Below are 15,780 nucleotides of genomic sequence, written 5' to 3' on the forward strand. Positions count from 1 at the left end.
GTCGCGAACGGCAACGCGCGATCGCGCGCTTAGGCTGTCACAGCCATGATCCGGTTCGAGAACGTCACCAAGCGGTATCGCGGCACCTCCCGACCCGCTCTCCAGAGCGTCGACTTCGAGGTGCAACGCGGCGAGTTCGTCTTCCTCGTCGGAGCTTCCGGATCGGGGAAATCCTCGTGCCTCCGGTTGATCCTGCGCGAGGACATCCCCAGCGAGGGGCGCGTGGTCGTGCTCGGTCGCGACCTCCGGTCCGTGCCGAACCGCAAGGTGCCGTACTTTCGGCGCCATGTCGGCGCGGTGTTCCAGGACTTCCGCCTGCTTCCCACCAAGACCGTCTTCCAGAACGTGGCCTTCACGCTGCAGGTCATCGGCTCCTCGCGCGGGTTCATCCAGCAGGCCGTGCCCGAGGCGCTCGCGCTCGTCGGACTCGACGGCAAGGAGAAGCGCCTGCCGCACGAGCTCTCCGGCGGTGAGCAGCAGCGTGTCGCGATCGCCCGCGCGCTGGTCAACCGGCCCCAGGTGCTGCTCGCCGACGAGCCCACCGGAAACCTCGACCCCGCCACATCCGTCGACATCATGCGCCTGCTCGCGCGTATCAACGCCGGCGGCACGACCGTGGTCATGGCCACGCACGAGGCCGGCTTCGTCGACCAGATGCAGCGTCGCGTGATCGAGCTGCGCGGCGGAGAGATCATCCGCGACGAGCGTCACGGCGGCTACGGCGACACGTCGGGCATCCCGCGTCTGGCACCCGAGGTCGAGAAGGGCGCGGCCGCTGTCGCCGCGCTCACCGCCGTCCTCGAGGTGCACCGCGAGATCGCCGAGACGGGGCAGGTCGAACCGATCACGCTCGACGCGGCGGTCGCTGCGACCGAGCAGGCCGCGGAACCCGCCGTGCAGGACCCGATCGCGCGCGCGGCCGCTGTGGCCGAGGCGGAGGCCGCCGCATCCCTGGCCGCACGGCTCGCCGGTCAGACTCCCGCGGCGACGCGTCCCCCGGCCGGCTCGGGGCTCCCCGACGAGCTCGGACTGGCGGACCGCCTGGGGCTCGGCGGCTCTGACGATGAAGTGGGGCCGACGCGATGAGGTTCGGACTGATCATGGGGGAGGCCCTCAGCGGCCTCCGCCGGAACGCGTCGATGGTGATCTCCGTCGTGCTCGTGACGTTCGTGTCGCTCACCTTCGTGGGCGCCGCGGTCCTGATGCAGATGCAGATCGGCAAGATGAAGGACTTCTGGGTCGATCGGGCCCAGGTCGCGGTGTTCATGTGCGCCAGCGTGTCGACCGACGACACCTGCACGGACGGCGTCGCCAGCGAAGAGCAGATCGACGCCGTACGCACGCAGCTCGAGGGGCCGACGCTGTCGCCGCTCATCCGCGACTACACGTTCGAGACGAGCGAGCAGGCCTACGACAAGGCCATCGCGCAGCTCGGCGACGAGTACGCGACGATCATCACGCCCGACCAGATCAACGCGACGTTCTCGATCAACCTGGTCGATCAGAGCCAGTCGGATGTGATCTCGGAGGCCTTCAGCGGCACGGCCGGGGTGGAAGAGGTCACCGACCAGATGCAGTATCTGGAGCCGCTCTTCTCGGCGCTCACGGTGGCGACCTACATCGCGGTGGGCATCGCCGGCCTCATGCTCATCGCCGCGGTTCTGCTGATCGCCACCACGATCCGATTGTCGGCTTTCGCGCGCCGGAAGGAGATCGGCATCATGCGGCTCGTGGGCGCATCGAACAGGTTCATCCAGACGCCATTCGTGCTGGAAGGCGTGTTCGCGGCTCTCATCGGCTCGGTGCTGGCGAGCGGCGGCGTCTGGGCGGCGGTGGAGTTCGGCGTCAACGGCTATCTGCGGTCACGCGTGGCGTTCGTCACGACCTGGGTGGGGTACGGCGATCTGGCGCTCGTGATCCCCATCATCATCGTGATCGGCGTGGTGCTCGCGGCGCTGTCGGCGGGCTTCGCCATCCGGCGATGGCTGCGCGCCTGACCGGCGCCCGGGGGACTTGATAGACTGACGGGCTGCCGTGCGCTGGCGCGGCTGATCCGGAGGAGAAACGCCATGCCCAGGGAACGCGGAGAGAAGGTCATCGCGACCAACCGCCGCGCGCGCCACGAGTACGAGATCGACAAGACGTACGAGGCGGGCCTGGTGCTGACCGGCACCGAGGTGAAGTCGCTGCGTCAGGGGCGGGCGAACCTCAGCGACGGCTACGCGTACATCGACGGCGGCCAGGCGTTCCTCGACTCGGTGAACATCCCTGAGTACTCGCAGGGGCACTGGACCAACCACTCGGCCAAGCGCACGCGCAAGCTGCTGCTGCACAAAGAGGAGATCGTGAAGATCTCGCACGCGGTCTCGGCCGGCGGATACACGCTGGTGCCGCTCAAGCTCTACTTCCTCGACGGGCGCGCCAAGGTCGAGATCGCGGTGGCCAAGGGCAAGCGCGAGTACGACAAGCGCCAGACGCTGCGCGAGCGGCAGGACAAGCGCGAGGCCGAGCGCGCCATGCGCACGAAGAACCGCCTGGGGGAGTAAGTCGCCGTCGGTCAGTCGTCGGCCGTCGTGCGGTCGCAGAGTCCCTGCACGCGCGCGACCAGATCGTTGCCCGTGAACGGTTTCGTGAGCACATCGTCGAATCCGCTCGAGCGTGCCAGCGCGTGATCGGCCGGCGACACGCGTGCCGTCAGCATCAGGAGGCGCACGTCCGCCATGTCGGATGCCGCGCGTACCTCGCGTGCCAGGGCGATGCCATCCATGCGCGGCATCATCCAGTCGACGACGGCCACGTGGGGGTGGAGCTCGCGGATCGCGTCGAGTCCGCTCAGGCCGTCGGAGCGGGATTCGACGTCCATCCCCGCGCGGGTCAGCTTGAGCGTCAGCAGACGGGAGATATCGGGATCATCGTCGATGACGAGTACTCGAGTCACATCTCACCTGCAGTCCCGGGCCGGCGGCCCGTGTGCTCATCGTATGCGGTCCCGCCGGATATCGTGGTCTCCGATGACGCGCCCGAACCTGATCTCGCAGGTCAGCGCCCTCACGCCGAGGCGTCGGGGCGTGGTCGTCGCTGTTCTCGTGGTGGTCGCATTCCTTTTGGCGGTGATCTTCGCGCTCGACCAGGCGGGCGAGTTCGCGCTCGCCTGGTGGTGGCCTGCGGCCGGTGTCGCCTCCGCCGCCGTGCTGTGCACGCCCCGACGCTACGCGCCGGTCACGATCGTGCTCGTCGCGCTGCTGACCATGACGGCGACGGGGATCGCGGGGCGCCCGCCGGCGATCGTGGTGGCGGGGGGCGTCGGAACGGCGGCGCAGCTCGCCGTGATGTGGCTCGGCCTGACCCGCGGCGGAACGATCCCTCGCCTGGCGACCACGCGCGACGTCGGCCGGTTTCTCGGCACGGCCGCCGTGGCGGCGGCATCGCTCGCGGTCGTGTTCTCGCTGGCCGCGGTCCCGTCCGGCATCGAGTTCCTGCCGCGATTCCTGTCGACGACGGCGTCCCACCTGTCGGCGCTCCTGCTGATCGTGCCGCTCGTGCTCATCGACCGTTCGCGACAGCGCGTGAGCCCGTGGTGGCACACCACGCTCATGACGTTCGCGATCGTCGTGGCGGTGGTCGTCGCTTTCGGGCCCGTGGGCAACGCACCGCTCGCCTTCCTTCCCGTGCCGCTGTTGGCGTGGGCCGCGTCCTCGGAGTCGATGTTCCTCACGGTCGGCCATGTTCTTCTCGCGATCGTCCTCGCGGGGGCCTTCACGGTGGCGGGCAGCGGCCAGTTCGTCTCGACGAACGGCCTCCTCGGCGCGGCCGCGCTGCTGCAGATCTATGCGGTCGCCGTCAGTGCCACGTGTCTGCTGATCGCGGCCCAGCGCGTCGAACGGCAGGAGCTGGAGGACAGCCGGGCCGCGTTCGGGCGCCTCCTGCGCGATTCCTTCGCGCGCTCCCGCAGTGGCTTCGCGATCATCCAGCAGGCCGATGACGGGGCGCTCACGGTCATGCAGGCCAACGGGGTGGCCGGTGACCTGCTGGGCCCGCAGCTGGTGGCGGACGCATCCTCGGGCTGGGCCGTCGCGGCAGGATCGCCGTTCGAACGCCTCCTCGGCGGGGCCGACCACGTGCGCACGCACGAGAGCAGCGAGCTCGGCGGGCTCCTCCCCGCGTCGCGATTCTGGATCGACCCGATCACGCGTCCGGGACTCGGGCGCGTGCTGCTCGTCACGGTCGAGGATCTGCGTCCCGTGCGCGCCGTCGAGCAGGCCATGAGCGCGCAGCTCGAACGCGAACGCGGCATCAGCGACGCCCTCCGAGACCTCACCGACAAGCAGGATGCGTTCGTGGCGAGCGTCTCGCACGAGCTGCGGACGCCCATCACCTCCATCGTCGGCTACGCGCAGGAGCTCGATGAGGAGCTCGACGACCCGCTCCTCCGTGAATACGTCGCCGTGATCACCCGTAACGCCGACCGCCTCGGCGGGCTGGTCGACAACGCGCTGCGCACCGCCTCATCCACGCCGCCGATCGGTGCGCGCGCGGCCGGCACGCTCGATCTCGCGCGCCTCGTGCGCGACTGCGTGGCCGACCTCCGCCACCAGATCGACGCGCGCGGACTCCACGTGTCGGAATCCGACACCGGGCAGAACGCGGCCGTGCGGGCGGATGCGTCCGAGCTGGGCCAGATCGTGTCGAACCTGCTCACGAACGCGATCAAGTTCTCGCCCGTCGGCGGTGAGCTGGGGGTCGCGGTCTCCGCCTCCGCGCATCACGCGACGCTCGAGATCACCGACGACGGGCCGGGCATCGCCGAGTCGGAGCGTGCGCGGGTGTTCGAGCGCTTCTATCGCAGCGCGCAGGCGACCCGTGAGGGTGTGGCGGGCACCGGTATCGGGCTGGCGGTCGCGCAGACACTGGCGGGCGCCATGGGCGGAAGCATCGTGCTCTCGGGTCACGACACCGCGGGCACGCGGGCCACGCTGCGTCTGCCGCGCGCGGATCCGTCGCCGGTGGTCAGCGCGCCGTGAACCGCGCCTCGACGACCGCGTTCACCGCGACGTCGTCGGGGCGAAGGTCGACGCCGGGGCTCCCGGCCGCGTCGAACGCGGCGCGCATCATCTTCGGTGCGGCGGCCGGCGCGTCGGGGGAGAGGAGCCCGGCGTCGGCGACGGCGACGGCGGTCACGTCCGTGTGCCCGAGGGCAGCGGCATAGGCCGTTGCCCGCGACACCGCGTCGCGCACGGCCGCGGCCGCCACGCGATCGCGCGCGATGGATGCGGTCTCGTCGCTCAGCCGCCACGTGACGCTGTCGATCTGCGCGCCCTCGCGCAGCGACACCTCGTCGACCCAGGCCGACAGCGACGCGGGGTCGGTGAACACGGCGGTCAGCTCCAGCGACGCGTGGTGGACGGGGTTCAGCCGTGTGCCGTCCGGGCCCCAGGGGCGGTCGGTCCAGATGGTGGCCCGCGAACTCGACCACGACAGCAGCGCGCCGGCCTCCTCGCGCGTGCGCAGGGCGTCGCGGATGGGGCCCGCTTCCGCGGCGAGCCTCTCGATCGAGATGCCGCGATCGGAGGCTTCGACGCGCACGGTCAGACGGACGACGCCCTGCTCGGCGGGGAGACGTTCTTCGTGCTCGCCGCGGACGGTGATGGTGACCTCGCTCATGCGGTCAGCCTACGCGCGGCCCCCGTGCGCACGATGGGTGCCGTGGAGCTGCGGCAGCCGGGACCGCGGGGGCTCCGGGGAATGGCGGGGCGCCGGCATCCGTTGTAGTCTGGGACGCTCGGGCGGCTCGCCGTCCGGGTTCGTAATTCAACAGAGTGACAGTGGCCCCTTCACACGAAGGATCACGGGGATGATCGGTTTCGACATCGCTTGTGAATCTGCGAGAAGCGGGCCGAGGATGCAGGGTTATCTCGTAAACGCTCCCCGCAAAACCAATAAGTGCCGAATCCAAGCGCACTGACTTCGCCCTCGCTGCATAAGCGAGCCCGATAGTCCGTCAGACCGTAGGTGATCCCGCTACGGATCCTGGCGTCATTTAGGGATCTTGCTGCTCACCGGCGTCTGGACGGTGAGCGGGACTTTTCCCAGGCTGGGCTCGTCGACTTAGGTGTCTGTGCTAAAGGTCGGAGCCGAGCAGAACGTCTCCACAGACTGCGCCCGGAGAAGACGCCGTATCTCAGCGATGGACGGGGGTTCGATTCCCCCCATCTCCACGACGCCACTGTCACCAGAGGAAGCCCCTCGATCCCATGTCTCGACTGGGATCGGGGGCTTTCGTCGTTTCTGGGAGAAGGTCGCCGAGGACCGAGATCCCACAGAAATCCCACATACCGCTCAGGCGGAGAGTCCGAGCGACCTCATCGCCCGCGCGGCGAACGGTGCGGCGCGCTCTGCCATCCGCTCGGCGATGTCGTCGAGGTCACCGTCGAAGAGGTCGGCGTACGTGTCGAGCGTCATCGCCGCGGACTTGTGCCCGAGCATCTTCTGCACGACTTTCACGTGCGCGCCGGACGAGACCGCGAGGCTCGCGGCCGTGTGGCGCAGGTCGTGCAGCGTGAGGTGCTCGAGCCCCGCCCGCTTCAGAGGCGCGAACGCCCCTCCCCCTCGGTCGCTATGGTCGGGTGGGTGGATGAGCGTGGGCCTGCGACTGTCGGTGCGACGGCTCGTCCGTGGGCGTTCGAGGGTCTGCGGCGTTCGGTGGGCGGTCTGCAGTCCCTCGGGTGGGTGGACGCACACATCGTGCTCGGGCAGGCGCTGTGGTGGGCCTGCCTACTGGATGAGACGTGCTGGCCGGAGCCCGGCTACGAGAAGGCGCGTGCTGCGCACTCGTCGGGTCGGGTGCTCCCAGGTCTGCGGTACGCGCGGAACGCGATGGGGCATGGGGCTGCGCCGGTGCGCTCGCTGACGACGTTCTCGCTGGACGGTGACCCGCTGCCGTACGAGTGGATACCCGCAAGGTTGCTCGACATGTACTCACCGCCGCAGCGTCCACGCAGCCCGCGCACGACTGCGGACCGCGCGGCGTACGACGACCATGTCGCCGGGCGCCCGCTCGAAGAGCCTCTGCAGGATGCGATGCGCTGGTTCGAGCACGTCGACGCGATCGAGTGGGACTTCCCTCACTCCGCTGGCACCCACTGACGCGAGAGCACGCCGAGGCCTCCGACGGCCATGCTGTTGCCGCGAGCCTCGTTGCACTCGGCGCACGACGGGCGCCAGTTGTCGGGGTCGTAGTAGAGCTCCGGGTGTGTGGACGCGGGGAAGAAGTGGTCGCGCTGGTAGCGGCGCGGGTTATCGAAGTCGTCCCACGCTGCGGCGTAATCGATCTTGCAGCCGGAGAGCCAGCAGGGCAGGTCTGTCTCTGCGCATTCGTCCTTGAACCTCTTCTTGGCAATGCGGTCGGCGCGGGTGCTGTTGTGGTGCTGAGACATAGACTCTTCCGCTCGTGGCTCCCGCGTCGATACCTTGGCCGAATGAGCTTCTCGGATGACTTTGATCGCCTGCTCGATGGGATCGTGAACGACGCGGTAGCGGACGTTGAGGAGCAGATGGCTGAGGACTTGGCCCAACGCTGCAGGGATGCCGGTAAGACGACCGCGGACGACGCGATCATCGACATCGAGCACACACCTGAGTCAGGCGATATCCGAGTCGATCCGGAGCGCGTGCGGGCTCGGGCGAGCGCACTCCTCGCCGCCGATCGATTCAAGTTCTGAGGGGCGCCGACGTAGGCCGGAGAAGATGGCGGCGGTCGGCGCCCCTTGGGGAGCGGTGCAGGTGTCTCCTCCGCCTGAGGAAGTGCAGGCGGTCATGGGAGCCCTTCGCGGAGAGAACTGCCGCGTTGACACCGGGTGTGCACCTCGGCCGGGAGGAGCGGACGCGGCAGCGCGCGGGGCTGCAGGGCGTCATGGTCGGCTCGACTCCCGGCCGAGGGATCGTCGGCGTGGACGACGAAGCCCCCGGCGACCTCATGGGTCCTCACGGGGGCTTCGTCGTTCGGTGTCTCCGTCTGACACCTTGCCGATACTGACGTTAGGGGCGGCAAACGGTGGCGGGTCAGGATGCTGGTGAATCACGGCGTGTCGCGCTCACCGCTGCCGACGGTCGCTACAACGGCGACGCCTTCACCGCGCCCCAGACGGTCTGACCGCCGTCACCACGAGGCCCCCGGTCGGTATCAACGGATACCGGTCGGGGGCCTTTCGTGTTTCCGGGTCACTGCTCCGGTGGGAAGAGCTCTATCAGGAGCGGGGTGAGGGCGACATAGGTCGTGCTCGCGATCCACCGGAGCTGCTGCATCGGTCCCGCTATCTCGATGTCGGTCGCGGCGTGGGAGATCATCTCGAGGTAGCCGTCGCCATCACCCGAGACATGCACGCCGCCGTGCTTATTGGCGAAAAACTTGATCAGTTCGCCCACCCGGTAATAGCGGCCGTTGCCGTGACCGACCTCGTGTTGCATCCACTGGGGGAGCGTGAGTTCACGAATGGGCTGAGGCACGACTGGATCGTCGGGCATGTTCGCGTCGAGGACGTGCTGAGACCAATACGTCCACTGGTCGAGGTAGGTCTGACGGTCTTTCGTCGAGAGATGTTCCCGCATGACCGCAAACGGTGGCGCGACCGTTTCGACCCGGGGAAGCATCCTGGCCCGGAAGACGATCTTCATCCGGAACGCGTTGGCATTCGAGACACCGTTCTCGATCAGGAGAAACCGCAGTGCTGCAGCCGCGTCCAGCAAATGGCGGCGCGACGGCTCACGAAGGAAGGCCTCGAGCAGCGTCTCCATCCGATCGGCAAACGCTTCCCGGATAGTGCGCCACTGGTCGATCGTGTGGCGCGCGCGGGGGTTGGTGGTCACGTGGCAGAGATCACCTGGGAGCGCTGCGTACGTCGGGTACGCTCTCACGCGCCGCATCATTCGACCTAGGGGGACAACATGACCGACCAGCCGCTCTACCGCTTCACTTCGCACATCCTCGGCAAGAACGCAAAGCTGAGCGTCTACACCGACCGGATCGAGTGGGAGGTCGCGCGGGGCGTCTCCGGCGGCAAGGTCACCGCGGGCGTGCTGACCGCGGGGCTCTCGGTCCTCGCGACGGGTGTTCGCAACGGCAAGGCCGGGACCGAAATGATCCCCGTCAAGTCGATGACGTCGGTCACTACGAAGCGCGACGGCATGCTCAACTCGAAGGTCTCCGTCATCACCGGGGGGAATACGGTCGACTTCCGGGTCTCGCACGCCGAGGCGCAGATAGTGAAGGACACGCTCACCGACCTGATGCTCGGCAAGCACCCCGCCGTGCAGGAGGCCTCGCCCGCACCGGCTGTCACCGTCGTCACTCCGCCGGCACCCGCGCCCGCCGCTCAGCCCGATGTCGCCGCGCAGCTGCAGCAGCTCGCCGGCCTCCGCGACGCCGGCATCCTCACCGAGGAAGAGTTCACCACGAAGAAGGCCGAGATGCTCGCACGCCTCTGATGTCGGAGGTCGGCGAGAGGATCGTCGTCGTGTCTGCTCCGATCCCGCTCCCTGACCTGCTCGACTTCGAGGACGCCCACCGTAAGCACACCGGGTGGAAGGATGAGGCGATCATCCGCAATCGACACGCTTGAGGCCGAGCAGCTGCGGCCTCTCCTGGCGCATCGGCTGCGCCGCATCCGTGACCAGCGTGAGGTCGATCGCCGGCGTCATCTCAATGTCGGGTGAATCCCACAGAAGATACTGGAGCACCCCTGAACTTGCCTCCGCTTACCAGCACTTGCGCCGCGTGATTCCGCGGATCGCAGGCCAGGACAGAGGTTCTAGGCGGGTTCGATTCCCCCCATCTCCACGACGCCACTGTCACCGCAGAGAGCCCCTCGTCACGCCCGACATGGTCGCGACGAGGGGCTCTTTTCGTGCGAGCAGGCCATCGTCGCGCGCTGTGTCACGATGGCCTGACCCCGATGAAAGGTTCCGCATGTCCGATCCGCGTCAGCATCCCATCGACATCGGGCCGGCGGTCCTCGGCCCCGACGCCGCGTCCGGACGATGGATCCTGCGCACCCACGACGATGTCGGTGCCGCCGTCACGGCGGGGTGGGCGGAGTGGGTGCGCCTCGCGACGCGGATCCAGCAGATCGAGGACATCCGTCGCGAGCGCGAGCTGCGGGGCGATGCCTGGGATCAGGGCTACGCCGCGGGCTCGATGGACGAGACCGGCCACGCCACCAATCCGTTCCGCTGATCGGGCGGGGTGTCAGCGGAGACGGTGCGGATCCGTGGCGCCGTCGACGCAGCGGTATCGCTCGACGTCCCAGCCCGCGAGGGTGGCGCCGGCGACGTAGGAAGCCTCGAAGAACGCCAGCGCCGCCGCGCGCGGGTCGCCCGTGGCCTGCGCGCTCGTCAGCGGATAGACCGCGAGGTGCGAGCCGCCGCGATCGACCCACATCGCGCCCTCCGGGAGCGGCTGCTGCGCGATGCCCGCCGGTTCCGGCGATGTGTACGAGTAGAACGCGGGATACGGCGTCGAGTCGTCGCCGAACCAGAAGCCCGCGCTCACGACCTCGCGCGAGTACGCCTCGCGCGTGACGGAGTCGGTGCCGGCCGCGTGCGGCACGACGACATCCGAGAACCGGGTGGCGGCGATGTCGAACGTGTGCCAGAAGTGGTGGACGGGGCTCGTCTTGCCCGAGAAGCGGCCCGAGAACTCCTCCAGCACCAGATTCACGTCCGACAGGGTGCGCCAGTAGCGCGTGACGGCGATCGGGTCGTACTGCGTGTGCTCGGTGTCGTCCGCGAACCTCCGATCGGCGTCCGGGAGGTCGAACGGGGCGGCGTCGCGCACGGGCGCGGGGTCGACGCCCACCGCTTCGAGCGCGTCGAGGAAGGCGCGGTGGAAGCTCGCGACGCTCTGGCCGACGAGTGAGAAGGAGGCCCGCGCTCCCGCGGCGGTCGCCACGTGCAACCGATGGTCGATGAAGTCGACGTCGACCGAGAACGTGGGGGCGTCTCCCATCGGCCGCGTGGTGATGCCGGTGCCGGTGAGATGGAACGGGACGTTCCACCAGTGGTTACGACGGACGCTGAGTGCGAGACGGAGCTTGCCGACGATCTGCACGAAACGGTGCAGCGTCTCCTTCGTCGGGGTCCAGTCGTCGTACGGAACCTCTTCGCTCAGCATGGGGGTCGGCTCCTGTCGGGATGTGGGTGCGCGCGGGCGACGCCGAGGCGCCGGTCCGTGCCCGCACCAGCCTACGGGTGGGTACGATGACGGCATGGCCCCGACCGGATCGACCCGCGCAGACCTGCGCGTCTCGGCCTCTGCGCGTCGGCCTCGGCTCTACGGTGCCGACGAGAGCCGTCGCGAACTCCATCCCTGACCCCGTCCTGCCTCTCCGGCGCCGCACAGCCGCGGCGTCTCCGACGACGACAGGACATTCCATGAACCATTCCCTTGCCCCGAGCGGGCTCCCGGGCATCGACTGGGCCGCTCGGCATATGCCGTTGCTGGCCGACACCTTCGCCGAGGTGGGATCGGCGTTCGCCGGTCTGCGACTGGCGATGACCATCCACATCGAGCCGAAGACGGCGGTGCTGTGCCAGTATCTGGTCGCCGCCGGCGCCCAGATGACGCTCACCGGGAACATCGGCACCACCCAGCCCGACACGGCCGAGGCGCTGCGCGCCCTGGGCGTCGTCGTTCTCGGCGCCCGCGACGACACGGTGCTCGAACGCGAGGCGCACCTCGACGCGATGCTCGCGCAGCGCCCGGATCTCGTCCTCGACAACGGCGGCGACCTCGTCATCCGCCTGATCGAGGGAGCGCCGCGATCGCCGGACTTCCGCGGCGCGACCGAGGAGACCACGACGGGCGCGTTCCGCATCCGCGCCCTCGACGCGAGCCCGGACTTCCCGGTCGTCGTGATCAACGACAGTCGGCTGAAGCTGCTCGTCGAGAACGAGTTCGGGGTGGGGCAGAGCATCGTCCAGGGCTTCATGAACGCGACGAACCTCATGATCCCGGGCCAGCGGATCGGGGTGGTCGGGTACGGTCCGTGCGGCAAAGGCACCGCCGATACGCTGCGTGCCCTCGGAGCGTCGGTGACGGTCGCCGAGATCGACCCCTTCCGCCAGTTGGACGCGCTCATGCGCGGTCACGCGGTGGCCGATCTCGACGCGGTGCTGGCCGCCTCCGACGCGGTCTTCCTGGCGACCGGTGCCCGGCAGGTCATCACCGAGGAGCACCTTCCCTCCCTCCGTGACGGCATCGTCCTCGTCGGCGTCGGGCATGAGGGGCGCGAGCTCGACATCGCGGCTCTGCGCGCAGCGAGCGGGGAGGTCGTCTCGCTCTCACCGGCGGGAGCGGATGCGGATGCGCGACTGCTGCATCGGCTGACCGACGGTCGCGAGGTCGTCGTGCTCCACAGCACGCACATGATCAACCTCACCGCCGCCGGCGGCAACCCCATCCAGGCCATGGATCTCGGTCTGGCGCTGCAGGCGCGCAGCTTGGCGGCGATCGCCGGGGGAGACGTGGCGGACGGGGTGGATGCGGTGCCCTCCCGCGTCGACCGCGTGCTCGCAGAGGGTCTCGTGCGCCTCTTGTCGCGACGCTGAGGGAGCGGCTGCGCTCAGTCGAAGGTGAGGCCGCAGCGGCGGCAGATCCACGGGCCGTCCTCGTCGCGCGTCACCTGGTCGTGTTCGCAGTCCATGTCGCCACGCTAGGGGATGAGGGGTGGCGCCCGCGTCCGCCGAAAGGATGACCTCGGCGGACGCGGACGGCGCTCAGGCGGCGAGCCGGAACAGGTCTTCAGCCAGGTGGAAGAAGTCTCCCTGCGCGGCGGTCAGGGCGCCGGGGTCGCTACTCGAGAGCAGCAGGACCACCGTCAGCTCGGTGCCGTCGGCGGCCTCGGCACGCCAGGTGCCGGTGAGGACGCCGGGCGACGATCCGCCCTTGAACGCGATGTACGGCCACTGTGCGGAGTCGAACGTCAGACCGGCGCCCGGGTTGGCGCCGAGGATCGAGCGCACCACCGGGTCGCTCCGCTGCTGGAGCGCCTCGTGCACCGCCGCGATGTCGGTCGCCGAGGCGAACCAGTCGAGACCGTCGACCCAGACCGCGGTCGGCGTCACGTCGGCGACGTCGACGGCGAGCGGCGCGGCGTCGATGCCCTGCTGGATGTCGAGCCGCTCGTCCGTCCCGGCGTTCAGCCAGGCGTCGCGCCCCGCGCGGTCGCCCCATCCGAGGGTGAAGAGGTCCTTCGTCGTGAGCAGCGGCACGTTGGTCTGCGGGTCGGAGTGACCCGCGGCGGCCATCGCCTCCGTCACCGCCGCACGACCCACGCGCGCCACGAGCAGGTCGGTGGCCGTGTTGTCGCTGATGGCGATCATGGCGGATGCGGCCTCCTCCACGGTCACGGTCGTGCCCGTGGGAGCGTCCTGCAGCTCGCCGGAGGGGAGGCTGCGCGCTTCGTCGTCGACGGTGAGCTGGTCGTCCCAGGCCAGCTCGCCCGCGGTGACGGCATCGGCGACAGCCAGCAGCACATAGAGCTTGAACGCGGACGCGAGGGGCGCGAGCGTCGCGGAGTCCGCGTCGATCAGCGTCTCGGTGCCGGTACCCGAGGCGGGGGTGCGCTGGACGAGTGCCCGCACCTCGCCCGGTAGGGCGTCGAGGCGCTCGGTCACCTCAGCGATCGAGGCCGATTCTCTTCACGGCTCGGCGGCGGGAGCGAGGAAGAACCCGACGATCTGGTCGTTCTCGTCGATCGTCACGGTCATATCGAGGGGTTCGCCGACGGAGCCCGCGAGCGTCGTGACGCCCGTCACGTCGTCGCCGGTGTAGGCGGTGACGGTGAACGGAGCGGCGGGACGGATCTGCACGTTCAGGAGCTGAGCGACGTCCTCCGCCGAGACCTGAGCGAGGAACGACTCGTGGAGCTCGGGTTCCCACACGGCGGCGGTGGTGTCGTCCTCGGCCTCGAGCACCTCGAGAATCCACTGCGTCTTCTCGCCCACCGGGGTGTCGGCGATGAGGTCGGCGCCGGCGGAGGCGGGCGCGGGTTCGGCGACCGGGCTGCAGGCGGTCATCACGGCGATGACGGCGACGGCGGCGACGGCGAGCAGGGAGCGGCGGGCGCGGGGTCGAGAGAGCGCGGGCATGGTGTCCTTTCGAGCGGGGATCCCTCCACGCTAACCGCCGCCCCGCGCGGGCGCCTCCGTCCCGAGGGGGAGGTGTTCGCGAGGATCCTGCGCGCGAAAAAGCTGATATCGCCCGGATATCAGCTGTTCTGCAGCGCGAAGAGGAAAGCGGCCGCCAGCCCCGCGAGGGTCCAGCTCACCAGGCTGCCGACGAGGAACTCCTCGGCCTTCGACCCGCGTCGGTTGTCGGCGTTGATCTCGGGAAAACGCACCACGCCCTTCGCGGCGAGGAGCCCCACGATGACGGCCTGCGCGCCGCTGAGCGCGAGCGCGGTCAGCAGGATCCGCTCGAGCGGACCGATTACGCGCCCGCCCTGCAGCGGCGCCGGGGGAGCGTCGTCCGCGTCCGCCGCCGCGTCCGACGTGTCGGTGAGCGTCGCGATGCGGCGGGTGCCGAGCGCGAGGGACCAGCGTCGGGGTGGGCGCGAACCCTCGCGCTCCGGCGCCAGCACGGTGCGACCGAGCGCCGCGCGGCAGATGAGGTTCGAGGTACGGGTGAGAGCGGCGACGACCGCGACGGCGGCCACCACGAGGGTGGCCGGGATGCCGGTCGCGCCGTCGCCCGCGGGAACCAGGCCCGAGGTCGTGAAGACGCCCGCGAGCGTCGCCGGGACGAAGAGGAGCAGAGCGATCATCGCCACGACGAGCAGCAGGGAGAGCGCGAGCAGCGCGGTCGGTCGGCCGAGATGTGTGAATCGCCACCCCGCGCCGAGCCACGACGCGGCGAAGGCGACCGAGACGAGTGCGAGCCACAGGGGTGCACCGCCGGCGACACCGAGCCCGGCGACCGCGACGGCGACGACGCCGCCCGCGGCGAGGGCCACCCGCATCCGCGTGCTGGTGGCGCGCCGGCCGTCGGCGTGCGCGTCGGGGATCGTCTCGGTCGCGATCACCAGGCCCACCGCCACATCGGCCAGTGACACGATGAGGAGGAGCAGGGCGGCGCTCATGAGGTCTCCTTCGAGGCGAAGAGGTCGAGGCCCGCCGCGAGCGCGGTCGCGCCGGAGCGTTGCAGGCTCTGCGACACCGCGGACTGCGTGATCCCCTCGGCGACGGCGAGATCGCGCTGCGCGCGTCGTTGCAGCAGCCCCGCCGCCAGCCGTCGTTCCCGGGCCTTCATCCGCGAGATCGCGTGATCGCGCATCAGCAGCAGCGCGTTCACGCCCGACTGCGCCGTCGGATCGGGGCCGACGAACCAGGTGCGCAGCGACGGCTGACCGTGGCTCTCGGCGCGGTGTCCGATCTCGATGGCCTCGCGGGCGCGCCACCACGCGGCTCCGTCCTGGATGGAGGCGCCGTCGGCGCGTGCGTCGACGGCGTGGGCGTCTCCGTTCCCGAGCCCGAAGCGGCAGTCGAGGTCGGCGGGCAGCAGCAGTCGGACGAGTGCCGTCGCCCCGAGCGCGTCGTGGAGCGTCAGGTAGCGGGCCTGGAACTCGTCGCCCACCGTCGCCCAGAGCGGCATGTCCGCGGCGTAGGTCTCGTGGGCTCGGGCGAACGCGTCGGCGATCGCGGCCTGCGCCGCCCGCCGGTCCGCGAGATCGCGGGAGCCGACGATATCGACGATCACCGCCACATACGAGGTCATAGCCCGATGTTATC

General features: G+C 69.7%; 19 protein-coding genes, 1 other RNA gene and 1 pseudogene. 10 read left to right on the forward strand and 11 right to left on the reverse strand.

Translation table 11 applies throughout. The features are described from left to right. The first annotated feature begins 45 nt into the window (after positions 1-45). The 3 genes from ftsE to smpB all read left to right on the forward strand — a co-directional run bounded on the left by ftsE (position 46) and on the right by smpB (position 2,546). Positions 46-1,086, forward strand: a complete 1,041-nt coding sequence (gene ftsE, locus AB0N73_RS09055; RefSeq protein WP_363562584.1) for a cell division ATP-binding protein FtsE — start codon at positions 46-48, stop codon at positions 1,084-1,086. Next, positions 1,083-1,997, forward strand: coding sequence for a permease-like cell division protein FtsX (gene ftsX / locus AB0N73_RS09060; protein WP_363562586.1), 915 nt, complete (start codon positions 1,083-1,085; stop codon positions 1,995-1,997). The genes ftsE and ftsX overlap by 4 nt, the downstream gene beginning before the upstream one ends. 72 nt (positions 1,998-2,069) lie before the next feature. Then, a complete protein-coding gene (gene smpB / locus AB0N73_RS09065; protein WP_363562588.1) occupies positions 2,070-2,546 on the forward strand; it encodes an SsrA-binding protein SmpB in 477 nt (158 codons plus the stop codon). Between the two features lie 11 nt (positions 2,547-2,557). On the opposite strand, the gene AB0N73_RS09070 is transcribed toward smpB, so the two are convergent. After that, the gene (locus AB0N73_RS09070) at positions 2,558-2,938 is read right to left on the reverse strand and encodes a response regulator transcription factor (protein ID WP_363562590.1); all 381 of its coding nucleotides are present in this window, start codon (positions 2,936-2,938) and stop codon (positions 2,558-2,560) included. 73 nt (positions 2,939-3,011) lie between these two features. Here AB0N73_RS09070 and AB0N73_RS09075 point away from each other — a divergent pair, with 73 nt between their 5' ends. Further along, positions 3,012-5,021 carry an ATP-binding protein gene (locus tag AB0N73_RS09075; protein WP_363562592.1) on the forward strand — a complete coding sequence of 670 codons (2,010 nt, stop codon included), beginning with the start codon at positions 3,012-3,014 and terminating at the stop codon, positions 5,019-5,021. Here the strand turns inward: AB0N73_RS09075 and AB0N73_RS09080 are convergent. Continuing rightward, positions 5,008-5,661 (reverse strand): SIMPL domain-containing protein, encoded by a 654-nt coding sequence (locus AB0N73_RS09080; RefSeq protein ID WP_363562594.1) that lies wholly within the window; start codon positions 5,659-5,661, stop codon positions 5,008-5,010. The genes AB0N73_RS09075 and AB0N73_RS09080 overlap by 14 nt on opposite strands. 186 nt (positions 5,662-5,847) lie before the next feature. Between AB0N73_RS09080 and ssrA the strand changes: the two genes are divergently transcribed. Beyond that, positions 5,848-6,218: a transfer-messenger RNA gene (gene ssrA, locus AB0N73_RS09085) on the forward strand. A gap of 118 nt (positions 6,219-6,336) precedes the next feature. Here ssrA and AB0N73_RS09090 read toward each other — a convergent pair. Then, positions 6,337-6,570 (reverse strand): annotated as a pseudogene (locus AB0N73_RS09090) (tyrosine-type recombinase/integrase); the annotation flags it as partial. Between the two features lie 57 nt (positions 6,571-6,627). Between AB0N73_RS09090 and AB0N73_RS09095 the strand changes: the two are divergent. Then, complete coding sequence (locus AB0N73_RS09095; RefSeq protein WP_363562727.1) at positions 6,628-7,143, forward strand: hypothetical protein; 516 nt, start codon at positions 6,628-6,630, stop codon at positions 7,141-7,143. Here the strand turns inward: AB0N73_RS09095 and AB0N73_RS09100 are convergent. Continuing rightward, positions 7,122-7,433 carry a hypothetical protein gene (locus tag AB0N73_RS09100; protein ID WP_363562596.1) on the reverse strand — a complete coding sequence of 104 codons (312 nt, stop codon included), beginning with the start codon at positions 7,431-7,433 and terminating at the stop codon, positions 7,122-7,124. The two genes, AB0N73_RS09095 and AB0N73_RS09100, sit on opposite strands and share 22 nt — an antisense overlap. 42 nt (positions 7,434-7,475) lie before the next feature. Here AB0N73_RS09100 and AB0N73_RS09105 point away from each other — a divergent pair, with 42 nt between their 5' ends. Next, a complete protein-coding gene (locus AB0N73_RS09105) occupies positions 7,476-7,718 on the forward strand; it encodes a hypothetical protein (protein ID WP_363562598.1) in 243 nt (80 codons plus the stop codon). A 499-nt stretch (positions 7,719-8,217) separates the two neighbouring features. Here the strand turns inward: AB0N73_RS09105 and AB0N73_RS09110 are convergent, their stop codons facing one another. Beyond that, entirely contained in the window at positions 8,218-8,862 is a 645-nt protein-coding gene (locus AB0N73_RS09110; protein ID WP_363562600.1) for a hypothetical protein, read from the reverse strand. A 78-nt stretch (positions 8,863-8,940) separates the two neighbouring features. On the opposite strand from AB0N73_RS09110, the gene AB0N73_RS09115 reads away from it, so the two are divergent. Then, on the forward strand, positions 8,941-9,480 hold the full coding sequence (locus tag AB0N73_RS09115) for an SHOCT domain-containing protein (protein WP_363562602.1): 540 nt from the start codon (positions 8,941-8,943) through the stop codon (positions 9,478-9,480). A gap of 111 nt (positions 9,481-9,591) precedes the next feature. Here the strand turns inward: AB0N73_RS09115 and AB0N73_RS09120 are convergent, their stop codons facing one another. Then, a complete protein-coding gene (locus AB0N73_RS09120) occupies positions 9,592-9,732 on the reverse strand; it encodes a hypothetical protein (protein WP_363562604.1) in 141 nt (46 codons plus the stop codon). A 229-nt stretch (positions 9,733-9,961) separates the two neighbouring features. Between AB0N73_RS09120 and AB0N73_RS09125 the strand changes: the two genes are divergently transcribed. Continuing rightward, entirely contained in the window at positions 9,962-10,228 is a 267-nt protein-coding gene (locus tag AB0N73_RS09125; protein ID WP_363562606.1) for a hypothetical protein, read from the forward strand. Between the two features lie 12 nt (positions 10,229-10,240). Here the strand turns inward: AB0N73_RS09125 and AB0N73_RS09130 are convergent, their stop codons facing one another. Continuing rightward, complete coding sequence (locus AB0N73_RS09130; protein WP_363562608.1) at positions 10,241-11,164, reverse strand: DUF5996 family protein; 924 nt, start codon at positions 11,162-11,164, stop codon at positions 10,241-10,243. Positions 11,165-11,424: 260 nt separating this feature from the next. Here AB0N73_RS09130 and AB0N73_RS09135 point away from each other — a divergent pair, with 260 nt between their 5' ends. Further along, complete coding sequence (locus tag AB0N73_RS09135) at positions 11,425-12,600, forward strand: adenosylhomocysteinase (RefSeq protein WP_363562610.1); 1,176 nt, start codon at positions 11,425-11,427, stop codon at positions 12,598-12,600. 168 nt (positions 12,601-12,768) lie between these two features. Here AB0N73_RS09135 and AB0N73_RS09140 read toward each other — a convergent pair whose 3' ends face one another. The 4 genes from AB0N73_RS09140 to AB0N73_RS09155 all read right to left on the reverse strand — a co-directional run bounded on the left by AB0N73_RS09140 (position 12,769) and on the right by AB0N73_RS09155 (position 15,766). After that, positions 12,769-13,668 carry a serine hydrolase gene (locus AB0N73_RS09140; protein WP_363562612.1) on the reverse strand — a complete coding sequence of 300 codons (900 nt, stop codon included), beginning with the start codon at positions 13,666-13,668 and terminating at the stop codon, positions 12,769-12,771. Between the two features lie 24 nt (positions 13,669-13,692). Then, the gene (locus tag AB0N73_RS09145; RefSeq protein ID WP_363562614.1) at positions 13,693-14,142 is read right to left on the reverse strand and encodes a Cpe/LpqF family protein; all 450 of its coding nucleotides are present in this window, start codon (positions 14,140-14,142) and stop codon (positions 13,693-13,695) included. 119 nt (positions 14,143-14,261) lie between these two features. Next, positions 14,262-15,131, reverse strand: a complete 870-nt coding sequence (locus AB0N73_RS09150) for a hypothetical protein (RefSeq protein WP_363562616.1) — start codon at positions 15,129-15,131, stop codon at positions 14,262-14,264. Next, entirely contained in the window at positions 15,128-15,766 is a 639-nt protein-coding gene (locus AB0N73_RS09155; protein ID WP_363562618.1) for a SatD family protein, read from the reverse strand. The genes AB0N73_RS09150 and AB0N73_RS09155 overlap by 4 nt, the downstream gene beginning before the upstream one ends. Positions 15,767-15,780 lie beyond the last annotated feature (14 nt).

The organism is Microbacterium sp. NPDC089189, from assembly GCF_040685095.1.
In the GTDB taxonomy this organism is placed as follows: Bacteria; Actinomycetota; Actinomycetes; order Actinomycetales; family Microbacteriaceae; genus Microbacterium.

Excerpts from the sequence above, each read along its gene's own strand:
- AB0N73_RS09100 (WP_363562596.1), bottom strand. The coding sequence starts at position 7,433 with ATGTCTCAGCACCACAACAGCACCCGCGCCGACCGCATTGCCAAGAAG.
- AB0N73_RS09135 (WP_363562610.1), top strand. The coding sequence starts at position 11,425 with ATGAACCATTCCCTTGCCCCGAGCGGGCTCCCGGGCATCGACTGGGCC.
- ftsE (WP_363562584.1), top strand. The coding sequence starts at position 46 with ATGATCCGGTTCGAGAACGTCACCAAGCGGTATCGCGGCACCTCCCGA.
- AB0N73_RS09080 (WP_363562594.1), bottom strand. The coding sequence starts at position 5,661 with ATGAGCGAGGTCACCATCACCGTCCGCGGCGAGCACGAAGAACGTCTC.
- ftsX (WP_363562586.1), top strand. The coding sequence starts at position 1,083 with ATGAGGTTCGGACTGATCATGGGGGAGGCCCTCAGCGGCCTCCGCCGG.
- AB0N73_RS09130 (WP_363562608.1), bottom strand. The coding sequence starts at position 11,164 with ATGCTGAGCGAAGAGGTTCCGTACGACGACTGGACCCCGACGAAGGAG.
- AB0N73_RS09145 (WP_363562614.1), bottom strand. The coding sequence starts at position 14,142 with ATGCCCGCGCTCTCTCGACCCCGCGCCCGCCGCTCCCTGCTCGCCGTC.
- AB0N73_RS09075 (WP_363562592.1), top strand. The coding sequence starts at position 3,012 with ATGACGCGCCCGAACCTGATCTCGCAGGTCAGCGCCCTCACGCCGAGG.
- AB0N73_RS09155 (WP_363562618.1), bottom strand. The coding sequence starts at position 15,766 with ATGACCTCGTATGTGGCGGTGATCGTCGATATCGTCGGCTCCCGCGAT.
- AB0N73_RS09125 (WP_363562606.1), top strand. The coding sequence starts at position 9,962 with ATGTCCGATCCGCGTCAGCATCCCATCGACATCGGGCCGGCGGTCCTC.
- smpB (WP_363562588.1), top strand. The coding sequence starts at position 2,070 with ATGCCCAGGGAACGCGGAGAGAAGGTCATCGCGACCAACCGCCGCGCG.
- AB0N73_RS09150 (WP_363562616.1), bottom strand. The coding sequence starts at position 15,131 with ATGAGCGCCGCCCTGCTCCTCCTCATCGTGTCACTGGCCGATGTGGCG.
- AB0N73_RS09105 (WP_363562598.1), top strand. The coding sequence starts at position 7,476 with ATGAGCTTCTCGGATGACTTTGATCGCCTGCTCGATGGGATCGTGAAC.
- AB0N73_RS09115 (WP_363562602.1), top strand. The coding sequence starts at position 8,941 with ATGACCGACCAGCCGCTCTACCGCTTCACTTCGCACATCCTCGGCAAG.